The 22,433-nt window shown below is 61.8% G+C and carries 11 protein-coding genes; 4 read left to right on the forward strand and 7 right to left on the reverse strand.

Going from position 1 to position 22,433, the window contains the following annotated elements:
- Positions 1-135: 135 nt before the first annotated feature.
- Both purF and AXG89_RS20285 read left to right on the forward strand, forming a co-directional pair.
- Positions 136-1,683 carry an amidophosphoribosyltransferase gene (gene purF, locus AXG89_RS20280; RefSeq protein ID WP_062002473.1) on the forward strand — a complete coding sequence of 516 codons (1,548 nt, stop codon included), beginning with the start codon at positions 136-138 and terminating at the stop codon, positions 1,681-1,683.
- A 289-nt stretch (positions 1,684-1,972) separates the two neighbouring features.
- The gene (locus tag AXG89_RS20285) at positions 1,973-3,166 is read left to right on the forward strand and encodes an O-succinylhomoserine sulfhydrylase (protein ID WP_062172611.1); all 1,194 of its coding nucleotides are present in this window, start codon (positions 1,973-1,975) and stop codon (positions 3,164-3,166) included.
- Between the two features lie 49 nt (positions 3,167-3,215).
- Here the strand turns inward: AXG89_RS20285 and AXG89_RS20290 are convergent, their stop codons facing one another.
- The gene (locus AXG89_RS20290; RefSeq protein ID WP_056362764.1) at positions 3,216-3,557 is read right to left on the reverse strand and encodes an FKBP-type peptidyl-prolyl cis-trans isomerase; all 342 of its coding nucleotides are present in this window, start codon (positions 3,555-3,557) and stop codon (positions 3,216-3,218) included.
- A 256-nt stretch (positions 3,558-3,813) separates the two neighbouring features.
- Here AXG89_RS20290 and AXG89_RS20295 point away from each other — a divergent pair, with 256 nt between their 5' ends.
- Positions 3,814-4,944, forward strand: a complete 1,131-nt coding sequence (locus AXG89_RS20295) for a sensor histidine kinase (RefSeq protein ID WP_305954587.1) — start codon at positions 3,814-3,816, stop codon at positions 4,942-4,944.
- A 60-nt stretch (positions 4,945-5,004) separates the two neighbouring features.
- On the forward strand, positions 5,005-6,411 hold the full coding sequence (locus AXG89_RS20300; RefSeq protein WP_062172613.1) for a hemolysin family protein: 1,407 nt from the start codon (positions 5,005-5,007) through the stop codon (positions 6,409-6,411).
- A 27-nt stretch (positions 6,412-6,438) separates the two neighbouring features.
- Here the strand turns inward: AXG89_RS20300 and treY are convergent, their stop codons facing one another.
- The 6 genes from treY to treS all read right to left on the reverse strand — a co-directional run bounded on the left by treY (position 6,439) and on the right by treS (position 22,396).
- Positions 6,439-9,369, reverse strand: a complete 2,931-nt coding sequence (treY, locus tag AXG89_RS20305) for a malto-oligosyltrehalose synthase (RefSeq protein ID WP_062172085.1) — start codon at positions 9,367-9,369, stop codon at positions 6,439-6,441.
- 5 nt (positions 9,370-9,374) lie between these two features.
- Positions 9,375-11,600, reverse strand: a complete 2,226-nt coding sequence (malQ, locus tag AXG89_RS20310) for a 4-alpha-glucanotransferase (protein ID WP_082771548.1) — start codon at positions 11,598-11,600, stop codon at positions 9,375-9,377.
- Positions 11,601-11,605: 5 nt separating this feature from the next.
- Positions 11,606-13,477, reverse strand: coding sequence for a malto-oligosyltrehalose trehalohydrolase (gene treZ, locus AXG89_RS20315; protein WP_062172087.1), 1,872 nt, complete (start codon positions 13,475-13,477; stop codon positions 11,606-11,608).
- A 93-nt stretch (positions 13,478-13,570) separates the two neighbouring features.
- Entirely contained in the window at positions 13,571-15,811 is a 2,241-nt protein-coding gene (glgX, locus tag AXG89_RS20320) for a glycogen debranching protein GlgX (protein WP_062172089.1), read from the reverse strand.
- 983 nt (positions 15,812-16,794) lie between these two features.
- Entirely contained in the window at positions 16,795-19,014 is a 2,220-nt protein-coding gene (glgB, locus tag AXG89_RS20325; RefSeq protein ID WP_062002477.1) for a 1,4-alpha-glucan branching protein GlgB, read from the reverse strand.
- A complete protein-coding gene (treS, locus tag AXG89_RS20330; protein WP_062172091.1) occupies positions 19,007-22,396 on the reverse strand; it encodes a maltose alpha-D-glucosyltransferase in 3,390 nt (1,129 codons plus the stop codon). The genes glgB and treS overlap by 8 nt, the downstream gene beginning before the upstream one ends.
- Positions 22,397-22,433: the final 37 nt, after the last annotated feature.

The raw sequence follows: 22,433 nt of genomic DNA on the forward strand, positions 1-22,433 counted from the left end.
CCAAGGCGTGCTACACGGGATTTGCGTGAAGGCTCGGCGCAACATCCACATAGTCCAGATGCCTTGCAGGTGTTTTGGAACCGTTGCACCGATATGCCCTTTCGACCCGTTTCGACTCTTTGAAGGACCAATGCCATGTGCGGCATCGTAGGCGTAGTTTCCCAGACTCCCGTCAACCAGTTGATCTATGACAGCCTGCTGCTCCTGCAGCACCGCGGTCAGGACGCAGCCGGCATCGCGACGGCGGACGGCAACAACTTCCACATGCATAAGGCCAACGGCATGGTGCGCGACGTGTTCCGCACGCGCAACATGCGCAGCCTGCCGGGCAATGTCGGCATTGGCCAGGTACGTTACCCGACGGCCGGGTCGGCATCGAGTGAAGAAGAAGCCCAGCCGTTCTACGTGAACGCGCCGTTCGGCATCATCCTCGCCCACAACGGCAACCTGACCAACTGGCCGCAACTGAAGGAAGAGATGTTCCGGATCGATCGCCGGCACATCAACACTGCGTCCGACACGGAAGTCCTGCTCAACGTCTTCGCCCACGAACTGCAGTTGTCGAGCTCCGGCCTGCAACTCGATCCGGCTGCGCTGTTCAAGGCGGTGAGCGGCGTCCACAGGCGAGTGAAGGGTTCGTACGCGATCGTTTCGCTGATCGCCGGCTACGGGCTGGTCGCTTTCCGCGATCCGTTCGGCATTCGTCCGCTGGTCCTCGGCAAGCAGGAAACGGCGACGGGCGTGGAATGGATGGTCGCGTCTGAATCGGTGGCGGTTGAAGGTATCGGCTTCGAATTCGTGCGTGACGTGGAACCGGGCGAAGCGATCTTCATCGATAACGACGGCAACCTGCACAGCCAGCAATGCGCCGAAAACCCCAGCCTCAACCCCTGCATCTTCGAACTCGTGTATCTCGCGCGTCCGGATTCGTGCCTCGACGGCGTGCCGGTCTACAACGCGCGCCTGCGCATGGGTGATTACCTCGCCGAGAAGATCAAGCGCGTGCTGCCGGACGTGGCTATCGACGTGGTGATGCCGATTCCGGATTCGTCGCGTCCCGCCGCCATGCAAGTGGCCGCGAAGCTGGGCGTGGAATATCGCGAAGGTTTCTTCAAGAATCGCTATGTTGGCCGCACATTCATCATGCCGGGCCAGGCCGTGCGCAAGAAGTCGGTGCGCCAGAAACTCAACGCCATGGCGATCGAGTTCAAGGGCAAGAACGTGTTGATCGTGGATGATTCCATCGTTCGTGGAACCACATCGCACGAAATCGTACAGATGGCGCGCGATGCCGGCGCCGCGAAAGTGATTTTCGCGTCCGCTGCGCCGCCGGTGAAGTTCCCGAACGTATATGGCATCGACATGCCCACGCGCGGCGAACTCGTTGCGCATGGCCGTTCGGACGACGAAGTTGCGCGCATGATCGGCGCGGATCATCTGGTGTATCAGGACGTCGCGGATCTGAAGCAGGCCATTCGCGACATCAACCCGGCGCTGAAGGAATTCGATGCATCGTGTTTCGATGGCAACTACATCACCGGCGATATCAACGAAGCCTATCTCGACCGGCTGGAAACGGCGCGTCTTGCGCCGTCGGCACAGTCGGACCGCGACGCCGCAAGTGAAGCAATGGAAGGCGGTGTATCGCGTTCGCAGTTGCACTTGCAGTTGTCGGTGGAATGACGCGGTTGGCTGCAGCGCGCGAAAACGCGTGATAGGATTGGGTTTGCGTCGATTTGAGATCAGCTTGCGGACGCGGGTTTCGATGGCTTCATCAATCGGAACCCGAAACAGCTAAAGCGAACCGGTGGAGAGATCCGACGAACATCGACTCCCTTCCCGGCGACGCTACAGGCTTTTTCGCACCGAGCCCGCTCATGCTGACGCAGAAGCGGGCTTTTTTGCGTCCCGGTTTTTGAATGCCGCCGGGCCACCACGAATGGAAGAGATGGAAAGAATGGACGATACGAACATGGACGACAACCTCAACTTCGACACGCTCGCCGTGCGCGCGGGAACCCTTCGCAGCGACTTCAACGAGCATTCGGAAGCGATTTTCCTGACATCGAGTTTCGTGTTCGAAAGCGCCGCGCACGCCGCGGAAAGCTTCAAGAACGCCGAAGAGGCTTACACGTACTCGCGCTTCACGAACCCGACCGTCGCGATGTTTCAAAAGCGCCTGGCCGCGCTCGAAGGCGGCGAGGCATGCATGGCGACGGCGTCGGGGATGGCCGCGATCATGTCGGTAGTGATGTGCTCCATGCAGCAGGGCGACCATCTGGTCAGCTCGAAGAGCCTGTTTGGATCGACGGTCGGCATGTTCTCGCAGATCTTCACCAAGTTCGGCATTACGACCACGTTCGTCGATCCGACCAATCTCGATGAATGGCGCGCCGCCGTGCGCCCTGAAACGAAGATGTTCTTCCTCGAGACGCCGTCGAATCCGCTGACCGAGATCGCCGACATTGAAGCGATCGGGAAGATATCGAAGGAAGTGGGCGCGCTGTTCGTCGTCGATAACTGTTTCTGCAGCCCGGCGTTGCAGCAGCCCTTGAAGCTCGGCGCGGACGTCGTGATGCATTCGGCCACCAAGTTCCTCGACGGGCAGGGCCGAGTGCTCGGCGGCGCGCTCGTCGGATCAAAGCAGTTCATCATGGAAAAGGTCTTCCCGTTCGTGCGCAGCGCGGGCCCGACCTTGTCCGCGTTCAACGCGTGGGTATTGCTCAAGGGCATGGAAACGCTGTCGCTGCGGGTGGAGAAACAGTCGTCGAATGCGCTGGAGATCGCGCGCTGGCTGGAAACGCATCCGGCTATCGAGCGCGTGTTTTATCCGGGGCTCGAGTCGCATCCGCAGTACGCGATTGCGAAAAAACAGCAGAAGGCGGGCGGGGCGATCGTGTCGTTCGAGCTGAAGGGCGCGACGCGGGAAGAGCAGCGGGCGAACGCGTGGCGCGTGATCGATTCTACGAAGATCTGCTCGATCACCGGTAATCTCGGCGATACACGCACGACGATCACGCATCCATCCACGACCACGCACGGTCGCTTGACGCCGGAAGTTCGTGAGGCCGCAGGGATTCGGGAGGGGTTGATCCGGCTTGCGGTGGGACTGGAAAACGCCGGGGATATTCGTGGGGATCTGGAACGCGGTTTGGACGGCCAGTAATTCGACAGCGGGGTCGGGATTCGGTCCCGGACCCCGCTATCGAAAAAAATCAAACGTCCAGCAATTCCACATCGAAGACCAGCGTGGCATTCGGCGGAATCACGCCGCCCGCGCCGCGCACGCCGTAGCCGAGTTGCGGCGGAATCGTCAGCTTGCGCTTGCCGCCGACCTTCATGCCCTGTACGCCTTCATCCCAGCCCTTGATGACCATGCCGCCGCCCAGCACGAACGCGAACGGATCGTTGCGGTCATGGCTCGAGTCGAACTTCTGGCCGTCGGTCAGCCAGCCTGTGTAATGCACGCTGACCGTCTTCCCGGCGACGGCATCCGCACCTTCACCCACGACCAGGTCTTCATACTTGAGGCCCGAGTCTGTCGTCACAATCGCCATGTTTCTCTCCTTGTGTACGCCGGCTTCATCGCCGGCTGAAATCGAAACCGGTATTGTAGGGCTTTCGGGCGCATCGTCACATCCGGCGAAGCGTGCACGGCGTTTGCTGCACACTCTGGCCGTTATCCTGTAATTAATCGCGTGAGGCTGACTTGCCCCGGATCTAGAGGCCTTAGGCACTCCCCTATAATGGCCAGTCATCTCGATAAAACCGGGCAAGGTCCTCGCATTTATCAACGCTCAAGGATTTCCAATCGTGACAACGTCTTTCTCAGGCACGGTCGAAACGGGGCGCGCTCCCCGTCCTGAAGCGCCGGTCGCGGGCACGGATGGCGTGCTCGTCCTGAATGCCGCGCAGCGCTGCCTCTCAGCCGACACCGTTCTCACGCATCTGTTCGACCTCGACGCCCGCGCGTTCGAGGGCCAGGCGCTTGCCGATACCCCTTTGCCGAAGACGCTCATCGCGGTGCTTGCCGAAGCCGCCGATGCCGCGCTCGCCGCAGGCAGCGTCCGGCGTGCGCGGGTATCGATTGACGAGGGCGGCACGCGCGCTTTCAGCATCCTCGCGCTGCCCGGCAAGGACAGCGTGACGCTGATCGTGTCGCCGTGCAGCCTGGATACGGCCGCGCAGACGCAGCAGAAGCAGACGGACGAACGCACCGCCCACTTGCGCGCCGAAGCGGCGCTGTTCATGCGCGATCACGTGCTGGGCGTGGTATCGCACGACTTGCGCGGACCACTGAACGCCATCCATAGCTGGGGTTACGTGCTCGAGCGCAAGGTCGATACCGCCGATGCCTCCGCCCAGCGCGCCCTGGGTGGTATCCGCTCGGGCGTCGAGCAGCAGGTGAAGCTGATCGAGCAATCCATCGATACAACCCGCGCCGAGACCAAGACACTCGCGCTGAACCGCGTTCCGCTCGCGCTGCGTCCGTTGCTGGAGCACGCGGCGGGCGAAGCGCGAGCGAGCCTCGCGACGGCCCGCGAAGTGTCGCTGCAGGTGAAATCGGCGCTGGCCGAAGAGCAGATCATCGGCGATAACGAACGGCTCACGCAGGCGCTGTGGCTCATGCTCGCGTTCGCCACGGAGGGCAGCGCGGCCGGATCGACGGTGATTACCGAAGCGCGCGTGGAAGACGGCGTGTTCGTCGCTATTGTCAGTTTTACGGCATCGGTGAAAGCGCTTACCGATCCCGATTTGCCGCACGCGCTCGAAGCATTCGCACGCAAGCAGGCGACCTTGCCTCGCGAAGCGGCGCGCATTGCGTGGGGACTGGCGCTCTGCAAGCGCGTAGCCGAAGCGCATGGCGGCACGTTTGAACACGACGACGTAACCGATGACGCCAACGTCATGCTCAAACTGCGCGTCCCGTTGAGCGGCACCTGATTTAACTTTCGAGCAGCTTGCGCCTCTATACTGGCGTTTTCTCTTGTGGAGCAAGTTGCTTTGAATCAGGTTGTCGCGCTAATTGGTGCCTTGTTGCTCGTCGCGCTGAACGGGTTTTTCGTCGCGGCCGAGTTCGGGCTGGTCAAGCTGCGAGCCACGCGCGTCCAGGCTATCGCACGGTCGAACGGCCTGCCCGGACGCCTGCTTGCGAAGGTTCACGGCAAGCTGGACGCGTATTTGTCGGCGTGTCAGCTCGGCATCACGCTGGCGTCGCTCGGGCTCGGCTGGCTCGGCGAGCCGGCATTCGCCGCGTTATTGCATCCGCTTTTCGCGCTGGCGGGCATCGAATCAGCGAAGCTGATAGATGCAGTCTCCTTGTTCTTCGCTTTCTCCTGCATTTCCTTTCTGCACATCGTGGTCGGCGAACTTGCGCCGAAATCTTGGGCGATCCGACGTGCCGAACAGGTCGGTTTGTGGGTGGCCATGCCGCTCTACGGCTTCTACTGGGCAATGTACCCGTTCATTTGGGTGCTTAATTCAAGCGCGAACTTCGTGCTGCGCCTGTTTGGATTGAGCGGCGAACATGGCGGCGACGCCCACTATTCCACTGACGAACTCAAGCTGATCCTGCGCGGCCGGCGGTTGACCGGGGCGTCGACCACGCCGGACACGCTGGGGATTTCGAGTTCGCATGCAGATTCCAGCTACAACGCCGACGAATGGAACACAATTGCGCATTCGCTGGATTTCAGCCGCATGACGGTGTCCGACCTGATGCGTCCAAGCCACGAGATGGTCGGCCTGCGCAACGACCTGCCGATGCGCGACAACATGCAGGTGATCGCGCGCCACCGTTTCAGCCGCTATCCGCTTTTTGCCGATGCGACCAGCGAACGTGTGCTCGGCATGATCCACTTGAAAGACCTGCTGCTCGCACGCGATGGCGCCGGGCGCGGCCTTCTCCACGGCCTGACGCGACAGGACACGAAGCAGGATTCCCTCGAGCGGCACGTGCGCCCGGTTCAGTATGTGGCCGGCAATCTTTCAGCGCTCGAATTGTTCAGGCGTTTTCGCAAGGGCGCGCCGCACTTTGCGCTCGTCGGCCGCAAGGGCGAGAAGCCGATAGGTTTCCTCACGCTCGACAACCTGCTGGGCGCGCTCGTTGGCCAGATTCACGACGAGTTTCGTCAAGGCGATGCCGACTGGTCACGCATGGACGATGGCACGCTGATGGGCAAAGGCAGCTTGCCGGTGGTATCGCTGGAACGGGCGTTGGGGATCGATATCGACGAAGGTCAGTCGGAGTCTGTTGGCGGGCTCGTGATCAATGCGCTGGGCGATCTGCCTAGCGAAGGCCAGCGCGTGGGTTTCGATCGTTTCGATATCGTCGTGAAGAAGATGAACGGACCGCGCATCGTGCTCGTTCGCGTCTATCCGCATGAAGAGGTTGCAGAAGAAGCGGATTGATCCTTCCGCTTCCTCCGCGTTGATTCATCAGACCCGCGGTACGCCTTCTTCCATCAGCAATGCAACCGGCATTGAAGCTAGCGCATCGCGCATGAACAGGCGCTGACCATCGGACTTGGGCGCGTTCGGGCTCAGCCAGTCGAACAACGCCCGCGAAGCCAGCGCTTCCGGCAACACGACCGCCGTGTCGCCCCAATGGGCGGCATCGACCAGGGGCAGCGCGGTATCGTTTTCAGCGAGCAATGCGTCGGCCAAGCGCGTCGCGATCACGATCACGTATGCGCTTCCCGCATGCCGCGCATACGCGACAACGCTATCCGCGTGCGCACCTTCCACTTTCAGCGGTATGTACGAACCCTGCTCGAAAAGCGCTGGTGAATGCGCCCGCAAGGCAAGCGCGCGACGCACGATACCAAGCTTCACACGGCCATCCTCCCAGTTCTGCAACTGTTCCGATGGCGCACCCTGCGCCTCGCCTTCAGCAAGCCACGTGCGCCGCTGCTCGAAGTCCACGGGACGGCGATTGTCGGGATCGACGAGACTGAAATCCCATAGTTCGGTGCCCTGATAAAGATCCGGCACGCCCGGCGATGTCAGCCGCAACAACGTCTGCTGGAAACTGTTGATGGCGCCGGTTTTCGAGATCCGCGCGACGAACGCCGGCAACTCGCCGAGGAAGCCATCGCGGCGTTGGGGCGCGAGGATATCGAAGAGAAAATCGCGGCATGCGTTTTCATAGGCTTCGTCGGGCGCGAACCAGCTCGTGCGCAACTTGGCTTCGCGCATCCCCTTCAACTGCCACGCACTCACGCGCTCGGCAAGTTCCTTGACGCCGGCTTCGTCGTCGGGAGAAAGCGTAGGCGGCCAGCAGCCTACGAGCGTCTGGTAAAGCATCGCTTCGGCGGCAGCACCTGGCGCCCAGTCGTTTTCATCGGCATTCAGGATGCGACGCTGCGGCGTGTTCAACGTCGACCAGCTTTTCAACGTTGCAGCCCACTCATCGGGGATCTCGCTTAATGCCGCGATCCGCGCACGGACGTCTTCGCCGCGCTTGTGGTCGTGCGTGGCGGTCGTGAGCATGGCGTTCGGGAAGCGTTTGGCACGCTCCTCATTGCCTTCGTGAAATTGCTCGACCGATAACGAAAACTCGCCCGGATCGGCACCGACTTCGTTACGCGAGATGAGCCGGCCGTATCGGTAACACGCTGTGTCTTCGACGGCTTTCGCGGCCACCGGCGATGTCAGTTGCGAAAACAGGGTTTGCGCATTGCGTCGATGAGAACCGATCGAATTCGAGCCGGAATTCGAGCCGGAATTCGACCCGTTTATGCTCGCCGGCGCGCTCTGAGATGCGCTGCCCGGACGCTCGCGTCCATGGCGGTCGAGCATACGTTCACGCGGCGGCTTTTCTTCGACGGGCTCTTCGCCCCCCGAGCCGCCGAGCCATTGCGCGACCTGATCGAGAATGCCGTGGTCTGCCGGCGCCAGCGCGGCCTTCGCGCCTTCGTAGGCCATCGAGAAAAAGCGTTCGTCTTCCGCGCTGCGTTGTCCGCTGACTGGATAAATCCGGTACACGGGGAAGTGCACGACGAGTTCGGACGTAACCCGCTTCAGCGATGAAAACGTGAAGTCGCGAGTGGCGGGCAAGTCACGTGCGATCCGATGCAGTGCGCGGGCAACGCGGTCGAGTTCGGCGGAAAGGTTCTCAGCCAGGATCTTGCGACGCGCGGCTTCGGCTTCGACTGCGAAGTCGGCCGGACGTCCGGACAACTCGGCCCAGCTTTGTGCGAGGGGTTGAGCGCCGCGCGGATCGTGAAGCAGCGCGCCGACGTCGTTCATGAAATCGTAGCCGGTGGTGCCATCGATTTGCCAGTCGTCGCGCACGGGCTCGCCACGCGCGAGGATCTTCTCGACGACAAAATACGTGCGCGCTTGCCGCAGGTTCTCGGGACGCTGTTGCGCCAGCTCTTCAAGGCGATGGCGCAAGCGCTGGCAGTATTCGCGCGGCTCGGCGAGTCCATCGACGTGATCGATACGCACGCCGTCTATCAGCCCCTCGGTGAACAAACGGAAGATCAGCGCGTGCGATGCGTCGAAGACCTCCGGGCGCTCCACGCGCATGCCGCCGAGCGTGGAGACATCGAAGAAACGGCGCCAGTTCACTTCATCTGCGGCTGTGCGCCACCATGCGAGCCGGTAATGCTGGCGTTCCAGCAGGCGATGCAGACGGTCGCGGCCCGTCACGTTGTCGCCGCAATGAGCGCGCACGGCGGTATCGATGGCCTTCTTGCCTTCCTCCGATGCCGCGAATTCCTTGAGCGCGGCACGTGCTTCGTCGGCGCGCGGCTGGTCGGCGGGTTGTGTCGAAAGGCCGGTGAAACGCTGTGCCATTTCCGGCGCGCTGTCCTGCAGGATCGCCGCGTAGTCGAGCGGGCTTACCGGGAACGTGTTGCTGTAGTACGTGACCTTGAAACGGCCGTCGTTGGCGTCGAAGGTCAGCTTGATCTTGTTGCCCTTCAGTTCCTCGCCGTACGCGGCGCCCAGGAACGGCGCGAGGACCTTGCCGCGCAATGCAGGGTCGGGCGAGTGCCAGTCGACATCGAAATAACGCGAATGGGCGGCGTGACGGCCCCATTCGAGGATATCCATCCACCACAGGTTTTCCGAGCCGCCCACACCCATGTGATTCGGCACGACATCGACAATCACGCCCATGTCGTGTTCGCGCAGTTTTTCGACAAAGCGTTTCAGTCCTTCCTCGCCGCCGAGTTCAGGGTTCACGCGCGTGTAGTCGACGGTGTCGTAACCGTGCGTGGAACCGCTCGTGGCGGTGGTGATCGGCGATAAATACGCGTGGCTGATCCCGAGCGACGCCATGTAGTCGACCTGGCGCGCGGCGTCGTCGAACGTGAAATCCTTGTGAAGCTGCAGGCGAAGCGTGGAGCGCGGGACGGTCATGGTCTTCAGTCAGTGGGTGATGCGTTATGCGCGGTGTCATGCGCGGCCGCCTTCGTATGGGCGGATTTCTGTCGGGCCTGGTCGACGGCAAGCAGACGGTCGACGAACGAGTCGTCATCGAACAGTTCGGATACGGGAACCGCCAGCCGCCGGCGCCAGTTCGGATGCTCGTCGATGGAACCGGGCAGGTTCGGCATTTCGGCGAGCGCGAGCAAGTCTTCCAGCGGATAGGTGACGAGCGGTGCGGGCGTGGAGGCCACGAACGCGAGCGCTTCGTCGACCGGCGCGGTCTGCAGTGAGATATCGGCGGGGACGTCGACATCCGGCGCGGCAACGCCGGCTTCCTGGAAAGCAGTCCATAGCAATTCGCGATCCTCGCCGCGTTCCGCCTGCGCCATTTCGACGGCGTCCTTGCCATCGGCGCGTACGGCGGTCTGGCCGATCTTCGAGCGCCAGACAATGTCCTCGCCGGTCCACCAGCCGGTGACGGTCGGCAGATCGTGCGTGGTCGTAGTCGCGGCGACGTCGTGATCCCAGTCGGCGGGCGCCTTGAAGCCCGGACCTTCTTCGGCGCGCTCGAACCACAGCACGCGAATACCGAGCAGACCATGTTCTTGCAACCGCTCGCGAAAACCCGGTGGCACGGTGCCGAGGTCTTCACCGATCACGATCGCCTTATGGCGCCATGACTCGAGCGCGATCAGGCGCAACAGGTCTTCGAGGGGGTATCGAAGGTAGGCGCCGTCCTTCGCGCTTTCGCCGTCGGGCACGAGCCACAAACGGCGCAGGCCGAGAATGTGATCGATACGAATCCCGCCTGCGAGCGTGAACGCGGCCCGCAACATGTCGATAAACGCCGTGAAGCCTTGCGTGCGCATGGCGCGCGGGGAGAACGTGGTCAGTCCCCACGATTGCCCCTTCTGGTTGAACAGATCGGGCGGCGCGCCGACGGACACGCCTTGCAGCATTTCATCGCGATACGACCACGCGTGACTGCCGGCGCTGTCGCAACCCACGGCGAGATCCGCAATCAGGCCGATCGCCATGCCGGAGTCTCGCGCCACGTGTTGCGCGTGCGACAAACCCTTGGCCGCGAGCCATTGCGCAAAGAGGAAGAACTCGACCTCTTCCTTGTTTGCGGCTGCAAATTCCGCGACTGCGTTGCTGCGTGGATTGTTGAGATCGCCGGACCAGTTGCGCCAGTGGCCTTCGCCGGACTCCTTCAACTGCACCGCCTGCAGCGCTTCAAAACGCGCGTGATCTTCAAGCGCGCGTCCGCCATGTTTGACGAACTTCGCAAAGTCCTTGTGCAGCGAGTCGTTGCCATGCGTGCCGAACTGCGCAAACAGCGCACGCAGCACGGCGAGCTTCGCCGTCACCACGCGCGGCCAGTCGATCAGCTGCAGCGCTTCGAGTTCGGCGAATTCATCGGCGACGCCGGCCGTCTCGATCGCGGCCTGGGCTGCTTCGGCGCCCATTACTGCAGCCGGATCGATATGCGCGATGTTCAGGAACAGGCGCGACGACGGCGAATATGGGCTGAACTTGTTCGGCTCGGCGCTGAACATGGCGTGCATCGGACTGATCGCGACGGCGTGGCTGCCGCGCTGCGCGCTTTCGGCAGCGAGGGTAGCCAGCGCCGTGTAATCGCCGACACCGCCATCGCCCGTGCGCCGCAATCCGTAAACCTGCGTGGCGATGCCCCACATGGGCGGCGCCTTTTTTGCGTTGGATTCGATCGCGCGCCAGGCGTCATCGACGGTATAGCAACGTGCCGGGGCAACCGCGAGCGTGGTGCGCTGCTCGTTGATCACGAGCGCGTGATAACCCGGCTCGGAGATCGGCGAGAGCAACGCCGTTTCGCCGCGCGGCGACGTGAACCGTCCGTCGATGACAGCGCCGCTTTCCAGCTCTATCCGATACCGTGCGCCCGTTTTCACGGCGGCGACCGGCAGCGCTATGGCGCGGTCGACCTCGGCGGTCATCAGCGGTGGAAGCTTGCGGCCGGTCAATTCGGCATCGAGCGTGGCGGTGCTTTGTTTCAGCTGCGCGGCGTTGCCGCAGGGCAAACCTAGCCGTTCCAGCAGGACGGTCAGCGTTGCTTCGGGCACGCGCTGCGTTTGCTTGTGTGCGTCCTGCCACTCGACTTCGAAGCCGGCCTTGATGGCAAGCGCCTCCACTGGACTCGGCGGCGGGTGTGTCTGGCCGGACGTGGCCGGCGGTGTGGTGATCGTGCTCACGAGGTTTTCCCCGAAGCTTTGACGCGGCGGGCGTCATGATTGAACGCGGCATCGGCGAAATCGCCCGTCAGCCACGCGATAAAAGTCTCGGCGCCGAGCTCGCCCTTGTCTGCGGCATCGCGTGCGCGAGCCGGGGTTTCGAAGACGACCTTGCCAGGCGGATGACCGGTGAGCGTCACGGCTTCCTTGCCGAGATTCAACGCGACGGAATAGGTACTGCCATCGCCAAGACGCCAGTTCGCCACGACCGCCTTCTCTCCAATTACCTCTGCGCCCAGCGCCTTTGAACCCTTCAGACGCGGCATCAGCAACTTCGCGCGTACGGCCAGCGCCGAACGGTAGAAATGCAGCCAGTCGTTGTGATCGGGGGCGAGCCTCGACTCATCCGGCGACGACATCCTGAACGTGTCGATATGGTTCGGATCCGGAATTTGCGCACGGCGTTTTTCGTCGGTGAATGCGGTGAACTTCGCGAATTCCTTGCGGCGGCCTTCGCGCACGGCATCGGCCAGTTCGTCGTGATAGTCCGTGAAAAACAGGAAGGGTTGCGTGGAACCGTGCTGTTCTTCCATGAAGAGCATCGGGATTTGCGGCGACAACAGCATCAGGCCTGTCGCTGCGTAAAGCGCGTCTTCGGAAGTCAACGTTCGCAGGCGTTCACCCATTGCGCGGTTGCCGACCTGGTCGTGATTCTGCAGGAACATCACGAATGCGCTCGGCGGCAGATGGCCGCTCGGCTCGCCGCGCGGTTTGTTGTCGTGAATGGGCGAGGGCTCGCCTTGATACACAAAACCTTCGCTCAGGACGCGGGCGAGTTTCTGGATCGGCTCTTTGCTGTACGCGCCGTAGTAGCTTTCATCCTCGCCGGTCAGCAGCACGTGAAGCGTGTTGTGCGAGTCGTCGCTCCACTGGGCGTTGAAATGCGATTCCAGGAGATTGGACGTGTTGTGCTCGTTCTCCAGCACGAGATGCACGTGCCGCCCATGTTCCACCGAAGAACGCACGCGGTCCGACAGCTCGCGCAGCCATTCGTCGTCGTTGATGGCGTGCACGGCATCGAGGCGCAAGCCATCGAAACGATATTCGTTGAGCCAGTAGATAGCGTTATCGAAGAAGAAATCGCGCACTTGCGGACGCTCGAAATCGATCGCCGGACCCCATGGGGTGTCTACGCCTTCGCGGAAAAACGTCTTTGCGTACGCGCTCAGGAAATTGCCGTCCGGGCCGAAGTGGTTGTAGACCACGTCGAGGAAGACCATCAGGCCGAGACCGTGCGCGGTATCGATAAGCGTCTTCAATTCATCCGGCGTGCCGTACGCCGAATCGGGCGCATACGGCAGCACGCCGTCGTAGCCCCAGTTGCGGGTACCGCTGAAATCATTGAGCGGCATCAGTTCGATGGCCGTCACGCCGAGATGCGCGAGCTGCTTGAGTTGCTTTGTCACGCCGGCGTAACCGCCGAGCGTGCCCACGTGCAGTTCGTACAGCACGGTTTCTTCCCACGGACGACCATGCCATTCCGTGTTTTCCCAGCGGAACGCACGCGGGTCGATGACCTCGCTCGGGCCGTGAACATCCTCTGGCTGAAAGCGCGATGCGGGATCGGGTACGGCCAGATCGTCATTCAGGCGATACCGGTAGCGGGTACCCGCGCCGCCTTCGGCCAGGGCTTCGTACCAGCCGTCGCCGGTCGGGTTCATCTGCGTCAGCGTGGGTTTCTGGTCGTCGTCATACAGCTCAAGCTGGACCGAATCGAGCGATGGCGCCCAGAACCGGTAGCGCGTGTGGCCGGCATCGGTGAGATGGGCGCCGAAGGGCAGGCAATGAGCGTGTTGGCGCTTGTGCGGATCGATGGGAGTTTCAGACATGGTCTCTTTGCCTTCAAGGGCGCTTTCAAATACTTGGCTAGGGTGCGCAGGCTTCGACATCCGCCACGTTCGCCGCATTTATCGCTTCAACAATCAACTTTCGTGTTCGCCGGGTGACTTCCAAGGATCCGGCGTGCGCCTCGCTCCGGTCGTGCCCGGGTCAGGCGGCAAGGCGGTCAGCAAACGCGGGCCCTCATGTGCTCCCGCCATCCATACGGCCTGCCAGTCGGCGTCGCCGGTCGGCTGGGCGAGCAGGACCACCACGCTATGCGCCTGCACCTCCAGTTCCGTGCCAATCAACGGATACTGCAGCGCGTCGGGCACAGCGCTATCCATGAGCACATTCCATTCCAAGTGCGGTGCAGGCGCCGAGAAAGCCAGCGCCTGTGACGACGCGTTCATCATGATCAGCATCACATCGATCTTGCCGTCGAGCCCCGGGCCCGCGCGACGCAGCGTGAGCGCGCGGCCTTCCGGGTCCTGCCACGCGTCGGTGGTGAGCGCGGCGCCGCGCTCGTCGAACCAGCCGACGTCGTAGAGGCCCGGGAGGACCTCCTTGTCGCCCTTGAGGAAACGCATTTCCCTCAACAGCGGGTAGTTTTTTCGCAGCGCAATCACGCTCGCGATGAACTCCGTCATCGTGCGGCCGGCGGGGGTATCGGCGAGACGCCAGTCCATCCACGAAATCTCGTTGTCCTGGCAATATGCGTTGTTGTTACCGTGCTGTGAGCGGCCAAATTCGTCGCCGCCGAGGAGCATCGGCGTGCCGAGCGAAAGCAGGTTGGTTGCGACCAGCGCACGCGCGACGCGTGCGCGTGTTTCGAGGATCTCGGGGTCGTCGGTCGGGCCTTCCACGCCCCAGTTCGTGCTGCAGTTCTCGTTGTGGCCGTCGTTGTTGCCTTCCTTGTTCATCTCGTTGTGCTTCTGGTCGTAGGCCGCGACGTCGGCGAGCGTGAAGCCGTCGTGCGAGGCGACGAAATTGACCGATGCCCACGGTTTCCTGCGCCGGCGGGAAAACAGCTCCGCCGATCCCGTCAGCCGCGCCGCGAGGTCGGGCCGCACGCCGGCGTCGCCGCGCCAGAAACGGCGCACGCCATCGCGGAATTTATCGTTCCATTCTGCAAAGCCGGGCGGATGGTTGCCGACCTGATAACCATCGGGCCCGATATCCCACGGCTCCGAGATCATCTTGCGCGTATTGAGGATCGGATCCTGGCGGATGGCATCGAAGAAGCCGGAACCCGGATCGAAACCGTGGCCTTCGCGGCCAAGGGTCACGCCGAGATCGAAACGAAAGCCATCGATATTGAACGCCGTCGCCCAGTAGCGCAGCGAGTCCATCACCATCTGCAGCACGCGCGGGTGCGAGAGATTGACCGTGTTGCCGCAACCGGTGTCGTTGATGTAATGGCGTTCGTCGCCGGGCATCAGGCGGTAGTAGCTGGCATTATCGAGGCCGCGCCACGACATGGTCGGCCCGAGCTCGTTGCCCTCGCACGTGTGGTTGTAGACCACGTCCAGGAACACTTCGATGCCCGCTGCGTGCAACCGGCGCACGGCAATGCGCATTTCGTTCAGGCGGTTGGTCGAGAGGTACGACGGTTCGGGGGCGAAGAAACACGCGGTGTTATAGCCCCAGTAATTCTTCAGGCCACGTTCGACGAGAAAACGGTCGTTGAGAAACGCGTGCACGGGCAGGAATTCGACGGCGGTGATTCCGAGCTTTTGCAAATGTTCGATAAACCAGGGCGACGACAGCGCCGCGAACGAGCCGCGTTCGTGCTGGCGGATATCGGGGCGAAGCATCGACGTGCCGCGCACGTGCGTTTCGTAGATGACCGTTTCGCCCCAGGGGATGTCCGGGCGTGTGTCGCGGGACCAGTCGAAGGCGTCATCGGTGACGACGCATTTCGGCATGGCGGGGGCGGAGTCGCGTCGATCCATTGAAAGGTCCAGGCGGTTCGAGTGCACGCGATAACCGAAGAGAGCGTCCGACCATCGCCATTGGCCGACGAGTTTCTTGGCGTAGGGGTCGAGCAGGAGTTTGTGCGGATTGAACCGGTGGCCGTATTGCGGCTGGTAGGCGCCGTGGGCGCGGAAACCGTAGACCGTGCCGGGGTGGGCGCCGGGGAGGTAGCCGTGCCAGATTTCATCGGTGCATTCGGGGAGCTCGAAGCGGGTTAGCTCTTTGCGGCCGGTTGTGTCGAAGAGGCAGACTTCGATCTTTTGCGCGTTCGCGGAGAAGACGGCGAAGTTGACACCCAAACCGTCCCAGTTTGCTCCGAGCGGGTAGGCCGCGCCCGGGAGTAACTTGTCGGGGAATGAATTCGGCATAGAATTTTCGTTCGCACTCGAGGGGGTTGTGGGGTGGGGCTTGTGGTCGGGGATGGTGCCGGGTTGTTGCTGCTTGGGCCCTCGCGCGTTCCTTGTTGTCTGACTTTTTTAGCACTATTAGCTACTGTCCGTGGCGGGACTTCATTTCACGGGTTATGCGCTGGCGCTCGGCCGTGGTTTTTAGTGGCCGAGTTGACGCCGGGTTGCTGCTTTTTACGCTACCGCGCGTTCAGTTCTAGCTGACTTCTTTAGCACTATTAGCCACTGTGCGTGGCGGCACTTCATTTCTTTTTCCAACGGCGAAAAAGAAACGAAGCAAAGAAAACGCCTTCCGACCGCAGGCTCATAAGTGTCCCGAGCGTGCAGTGACAACTGTTTGGTACGTCAGAAGAACGGTCGCCGCCATAACCAGCAACACTTGAAACCCTCCCCCTCCGTCAACAGATACCCACACGCTTCGCCACCAGTAACTGTGGCAGTCAATACGGAAACCTGGCCCAAGTAAACAATGGGTTGAGCACATGACGGCGCTACAGCATCCCGAACTTGCCGAGATTTTGCCGCCGGTGGTCCCAGGCTCGCGCGAGCACAACGGAACCAGTACAGCCAACCCTGCGTTTGGGCGTCAGCGCGCGCAGCGGGGAAGCCTGATTGGCGGATTCCCACACTGGTGGCGAAGCGTGTGGGTTGCCGTTGACGGAGGGGGAGGGGTTCAAGTGTTCTCAAGTCCGGCGTCGAGCGTTTTTCTGAAGTACCAAACAGTTGTCAGTGCACGCTTGGGACACTTAAGAATTAGCGGTTGAGAGGCGTTTTCTTTGCTTCGTTTCTTTTTCGCCGTTGGAAAAAGAAATGAAGTCCCGCCACGGACAGTGGCTAATAGTGCTAAAGAAGACGCCTGACAATGAACGCGCGGAAGCCTAAGAAGCAGCAACCCGGCGCCAACCCCGTCCCCGCCTTAACCCAACCCAACCCAACCCCGGACGCTAGTCCAACCTCAGCACAATAGTAGCCAACGGCGGCAAAACCAGCGCAGCAGAAAACTCCCGCCCATGACTGGAAACATTCTCGGCGTGAATCACGCCCCCATTCCCGACATTGGATCCGCCATACACCGAGGCGTCGGAGTTAAGAATTTCCGTCCATCGCCCGCCGCAAGGCAGACCCACCCGATACCCCTGCCGGGGCACCGGCGTCATGTTCGATATCACCACGCACTCGCGACCCTCGCCATCGGTGCGCCGGAACGCAAAAACGCTATTCCCAGCGTCGTCCCCGACCAGCCAGTCAAACCCGCGCGGATCACTATCAAGCTTATGGAGTGCCGGTTCGTCCCCGTACACCCGGTTCAAATCACGAACCAGCTTCTGCAAACCACCATGGTACGGATCATCGAGTAAATGCCAGTGCGGCGATGCATCGTGATTGAACTCCGCGAACTGACCAAACTCGCCGCCCATGAACAGTAACTTCTTGCCCGGATGCGTCCACATGAAACCCAGGTATGCGCGCAAATTGGCAAATTTCTGCCAGTGATCGCCCGGCATCTTGCCAATCAACGATCCCTTGCCGTGCACGACTTCATCGTGGGAGAGCGGCAGGACAAAACGCTCGGAATAGGCATACACCATCCCGAACGTGAACATGTTGTGGTGGTACTGCCGGTACACGGGATCTTCTTCCATGTAATGCAGCGTGTCATGCATCCACCCCATGTTCCACTTGAAATCGAAACCCAGTCCGCCGTCTTCAACGCGCGCCGTCACTCCCGGCCATGCCGTCGATTCTTCAGCAATCGTGATCGCACCTGGAATCTGACGCACCTCGTGATTCAGGCGCTTGAGAAACGCAATCGATTCGAGATTTTCACGGCCGCCGTAGATGTTCGGCACCCACTCGTCGGCCTTGCGCGAATAGTCCCGGTACAACATCGACGCGACCGCGTCCACGCGCAATCCATCGACGTGATACCGCTTCAGCCACGCCAGCCCGGATGCGACCAGGAACGCACTCACCTCGTTGCGGCCGAGGTTGTAGATCATCGTGTTCCAGTCCTGGTGATATCCCTCGCGCGGATCGGCGTGCTCATAAAGCGGCGTGCCATCGAACTGGAAAAGCCCGTGGGCATCGTTTGGAAAATGCGCCGGCACCCAATCGAGAATGATCCCGAGTTCAGCTTCGTGCGCACGATTCACGAATTCGGCAAATTGCTCCGGTGTCCCGAATCGTGCCGATGGCGCGAATTGCCCCAACGGCTGATATCCCCAAGATCCGCCAAACGGATGCTCGGCAATCGGCATGAACTCGAGGTGCGTGAAGCCCATGCTCTTGGCATAGGGAATCAGGCGCTCGGCAAGCTCGTGCCAGTTCATGCCGCGGTTGCCCTCTTCCGCGACACGCAGCCACGATTCGGCGTGGACTTCGTAGATGGAGATCGGCGCGTTGACGGTCTGCTTCGGGCCGCGCTTCGTGTTCATCCACTCGCTGTCGGTCCAGCTATATCCATCGATGGCATCCGCATCCGCGACCACTGAAGCCGTCGCCGGAGGCAGCTCGCTTTGCAACGCGCAAGGGTCAGCCTTCAGCGGCAAGGCGTGGCCCTCGCGCGAGATGATTTCGTACTTGTAGCGCGTGCCCGCGCCCAGTCCCGGCACGAACAGTTCCCATACGCCTGCGTTGTGGCGCAGGCGCATCGGATGACGACGGCCATCCCAAGAATTGAAATCGCCGACTACGGACACCCGGCGCGCATTGGGCGCCCAGACGGCGAACCGCACGCCCGATACCCCGTCATGTACGACCGGCCGCGACCCGAGGCATTCGAGCACGGCATACGGGTCGCCCCATGAGATGCGGTTCAGTGCGTCTTCGTCGAGAACGGGGCCGAACGAATAGGTATCGGCGACTTCCTGCGGCGTGCCGTGCCAGTCGATATTCAGGCGGTAGGCCTGAGCCTCATCGATAAACCCGACAAACAGCCCCGCCGGATGAATCTGCGTGAGCGTGCCGAGCGGCGCGCTGCTGTCGCGCGCGAGAACCTGCACGCTGGTCGCGCCGGGCAGCAGCACGCGCACGACGGGACCTGCATCGGTCTGGTGCAGCCCGAGCTTTGAAAACGGATCGGGATGGCGCGCTTCGACAAGTGCGTCGATATCGAGCGGATGCAGCCCTTCAGTCAGGCTTCGGTCGTCGGTGCGCTTATTCATTTTCGTTTCCATCGGAGATGTCCTTTTCTGCGGCGTCCGCGGGACGCGAGCCGGGCGCGAGCGGTGCGCCGGTGTCGCCAAGCAGGCGGCTCGCAAGCGACGCGAGGCCACGCAACGGCAAGCCGATCCAGGTCGGACGGTTCGCCGCTTCATAGCGGATTTCATAGGCGGCCTTTTCGATCAGGAAGAGATCGAGCAAGGCGGCCAGAGTGGCTTCATCGCCGGCGACGGGCTGCGGGGAAGCTGCAACCGCCGCATTGTATTCAGCAAGGAAACCTTCTTCGCCATGGGCGCGCAGGCGCTCGAACAGTGCACGTTTGCGATCGGCGGCGGCTGCCGGTGCGTTTTCGGTCGTCGGCTGCGCAGCGGCGCTGGCGTAGGACAAGGAACGCAATAAGCCGGCCACGTCACGCAACGGGCTCGACTTTTTGCGGCGTTCCTCCAGCGGCCGCGCCGGTTCGCCTTCGAAGTCGATCAGGAAAGCATCGCCTTGCGCCATCAAGACCTGGCCCAGGTGGAAGTCGCCGTGAATCCGGATACGCAGCGCGTTGGCGCTTTCCGGCACGAGTTTCTGCACGGCTGCGAGCAACAGATCGCGGCGATCGAGCAGGCTCTGCGCGAGTTCGCGATCATGCTCGCTGAAGTCGCGGATCTTGGCGCCGAGGATATCGAGCGCGGTGACGAGCAGCGTATGCGTGCCGTCGTTCCATGCGCGCACATCTTCCTTCGATGCCATCTCGGGCGCGAATGCCGGATCGTCGGACGGCGATGCGAGCGCGACGTGCAGTTCGCCCAGACGACGCCCGATGATCCCCGCAATCGTCCGGTATCCCTCGATGCCTTGCATCTCTTTCTCGCGATCCATCGAATGGTCTTCGGTGTCCACTGCCAGCGCGAGTTCATCGACGGTGCGGCGCAGATAATCGAGCGCATAGTTCCAGGCATCGCCCTGGTTATCGATGAACCCCTGCAAGATGCAGAGCGTGTGCGGCACGCCTTCCGGATCGACGCGCACGACTTCGCCGAACAGCGGACCGGTGTTCGCATAGCCGAGCTTCGTCAAGTAGCGGCTCATCTCGGCTTCCGGATGGATGCCGCCAACGAGGCGCCGCACGAGCTTCAGCACGACCTGGTCGCCAATCACGAGCGAGCTGTTGCTCTGCTCGGCGGCAAGCCAACGAATCTCGGGCAGCGGTTCGCCCGGCTTGAAATTGAAGTTCAGCGCATCCAGACGTTCGGTCGGGATGAAGCGGATCTCGCTCTTTTGCACGGTCGGTACAACAGCGCGTTCCTTGAGCTTGCGCAGCACGCCATACGTAAATGCCGGGACCGCGAACGCGTCGGTGATATGGCCCATGTTGCGGCTCTGGCGCACACGAGCCAGCGCCAATTGCATGTAAAGCGGCGACGTGGTTTCCGTGCCCCACGCAATCGTCAGCGGCAACACATACCGTTCGGTGTGATCGCCAACATCCGCTTCCACTTCGGTGAACGCGAACCCGGCTTCGGGGATCGTGGTCAACGCGGCAAGGCGCACGCGCTTCAACGTCTGGTCCTTCGATGCAAACCAGCGCCGCTTGCTCAAGTAAGACGGCAGTACTTCGGATTCGAGCAGGCGCACATTCTCCGGCGTCGGGCCGGTCTGCCCGGCGCGAATCACCATGGTCACGAACTCGGGCAATTGCTCCGATGGCGCCTGGCTCCATGCCGGACGCTGATTGCCCGGGCAAAGCTGGAACCACAGGAAGCCATACGGCGGGAACGTCAGCAGATACGTCAACTGGCCGATGGGCGGAAACGCGGAATCGGCGGTCATTTCCAGCGGCACGGAACCGGCGTATTCGGACAGATCGAGTTCGACGGCTTGCGGCGCACGCGAAAGATTCGCGACACACAAGATGGGCGGTTCGCCTTCGATCTCGCGGATATACGCCAGGATCTTGCGATTGTTCGGGCGCAGGAAGCGGATCGTGCCACGGCCGAACGCATGTTTCGCGCGACGCACGGCGAGCATCTTGCGCGTCCAGTTGAGCAGCGAGTGCGGATCGCGGCTTTGCGATTCCACGTTGATCGCGTCGTAACCGTAGAGCGAACCCATCACCGGCGGCAACACGAGCTGTTCCGGATCAGCGCGCGAAAACCCGCCGTTCCTGTCCGATGACCACTGCATCGGCGTACGCACGCCGTCACGATCGCCCAGGTGGATGTTGTCGCCCATGCCGAGTTCGTCGCCGTAATAGATCACGGGCGTACCGGGCATGGACAGCAGCAGCGAATTGATCAGCTCGATACGGCGGCGATCCCGTTCCATCAGCGGCGCAAGACGACGGCGAATGCCGAGGTTCAGGCGCGCGCGGCGATCGCTTGCATACGTGTTCCACAAATAATCGCGCTCCGAATCGGTCACCATTTCGAGCGTGAGTTCATCGTGATTGCGCAGGAAAATCGCCCATTGATTGGTCGGCGCGAGATCCGGCGTCTGACGCATGATGTCGGTGATCGGGAAGCGGTCCTCGCTCGCAATCGACATGTAGATGCGCGGCATCAGCGGGAAATGGAAGGCCATGTGGCATTCGTCTTCATCGCCGAAATACTCCTTCACGTCTTCTGGCCATTGATTCGCCTCGGCCAGCAACATGCGGTTCGGATATTCCTTGTCGATGGTCGCGCGGATCGTCTTCAGGATTGCGTGCGTCTCGGGCAGGTTCTCGTTGTTCGTGCCTTCGCGTTCCACGAGATACGGCACGGCATCCAGCCGCAGACCGTCGATACCCATATCCAGCCAGAAGCGCATGACGGACAGCACTTCCTTCAGCACGGCGGGGTTGTCGAAGTTCAGGTCGGGCTGGTGGTTGAAGAACCGGTGCCAGTAGTACTGTCCCGCAACAGGATCGTGCGTCCAGTTGGACGGCTCGGAATCAATGAAGATGATCCGCGTGTCTTCGTACTTCTTGTCGGTATCCGACCAGACGTAGTAATTGCGATGGTTCGAGCCGGGCTTTGCAAGCCGGGCGCGCTGGAACCACGGGTGTTGATCGGAGGTATGGTTGATGACCAGTTCCGTCACCACGCGAATGCCGCGTGCGTGCGCTTCCTGAATGAAGCGCTTGACGTCGGCGAGCGTGCCGTAATCGGGATGCACGTTGCGATAATCGGCGATGTCGTAACCGTCGTCGCGTCGTGGCGATGGATAGAACGGCAGCAGCCAGATGCAATCCACGCCAAGTTCCGCGATGTAATCGAGCTTGGCCAGCAGGCCTGGAAAATCGCCGATGCCGTCGTTGTTGGCATCGAAGAAGGACTTGATGTGGATTTGATAGATGATCGCGTCTTTGTACCAGAGCGGATCGTTGCTGAGAGTCGAATTCTTGTTGCGCTTCACGTGTCGCTCCTTGAGCCGGTGAGGTGCGTCAGGCGCA

Origin of the sequence: Burkholderia sp. PAMC 26561 (genome assembly GCF_001557535.2) — a bacterium.
Classification (GTDB): domain Bacteria; phylum Pseudomonadota; class Gammaproteobacteria; order Burkholderiales; family Burkholderiaceae; genus Caballeronia.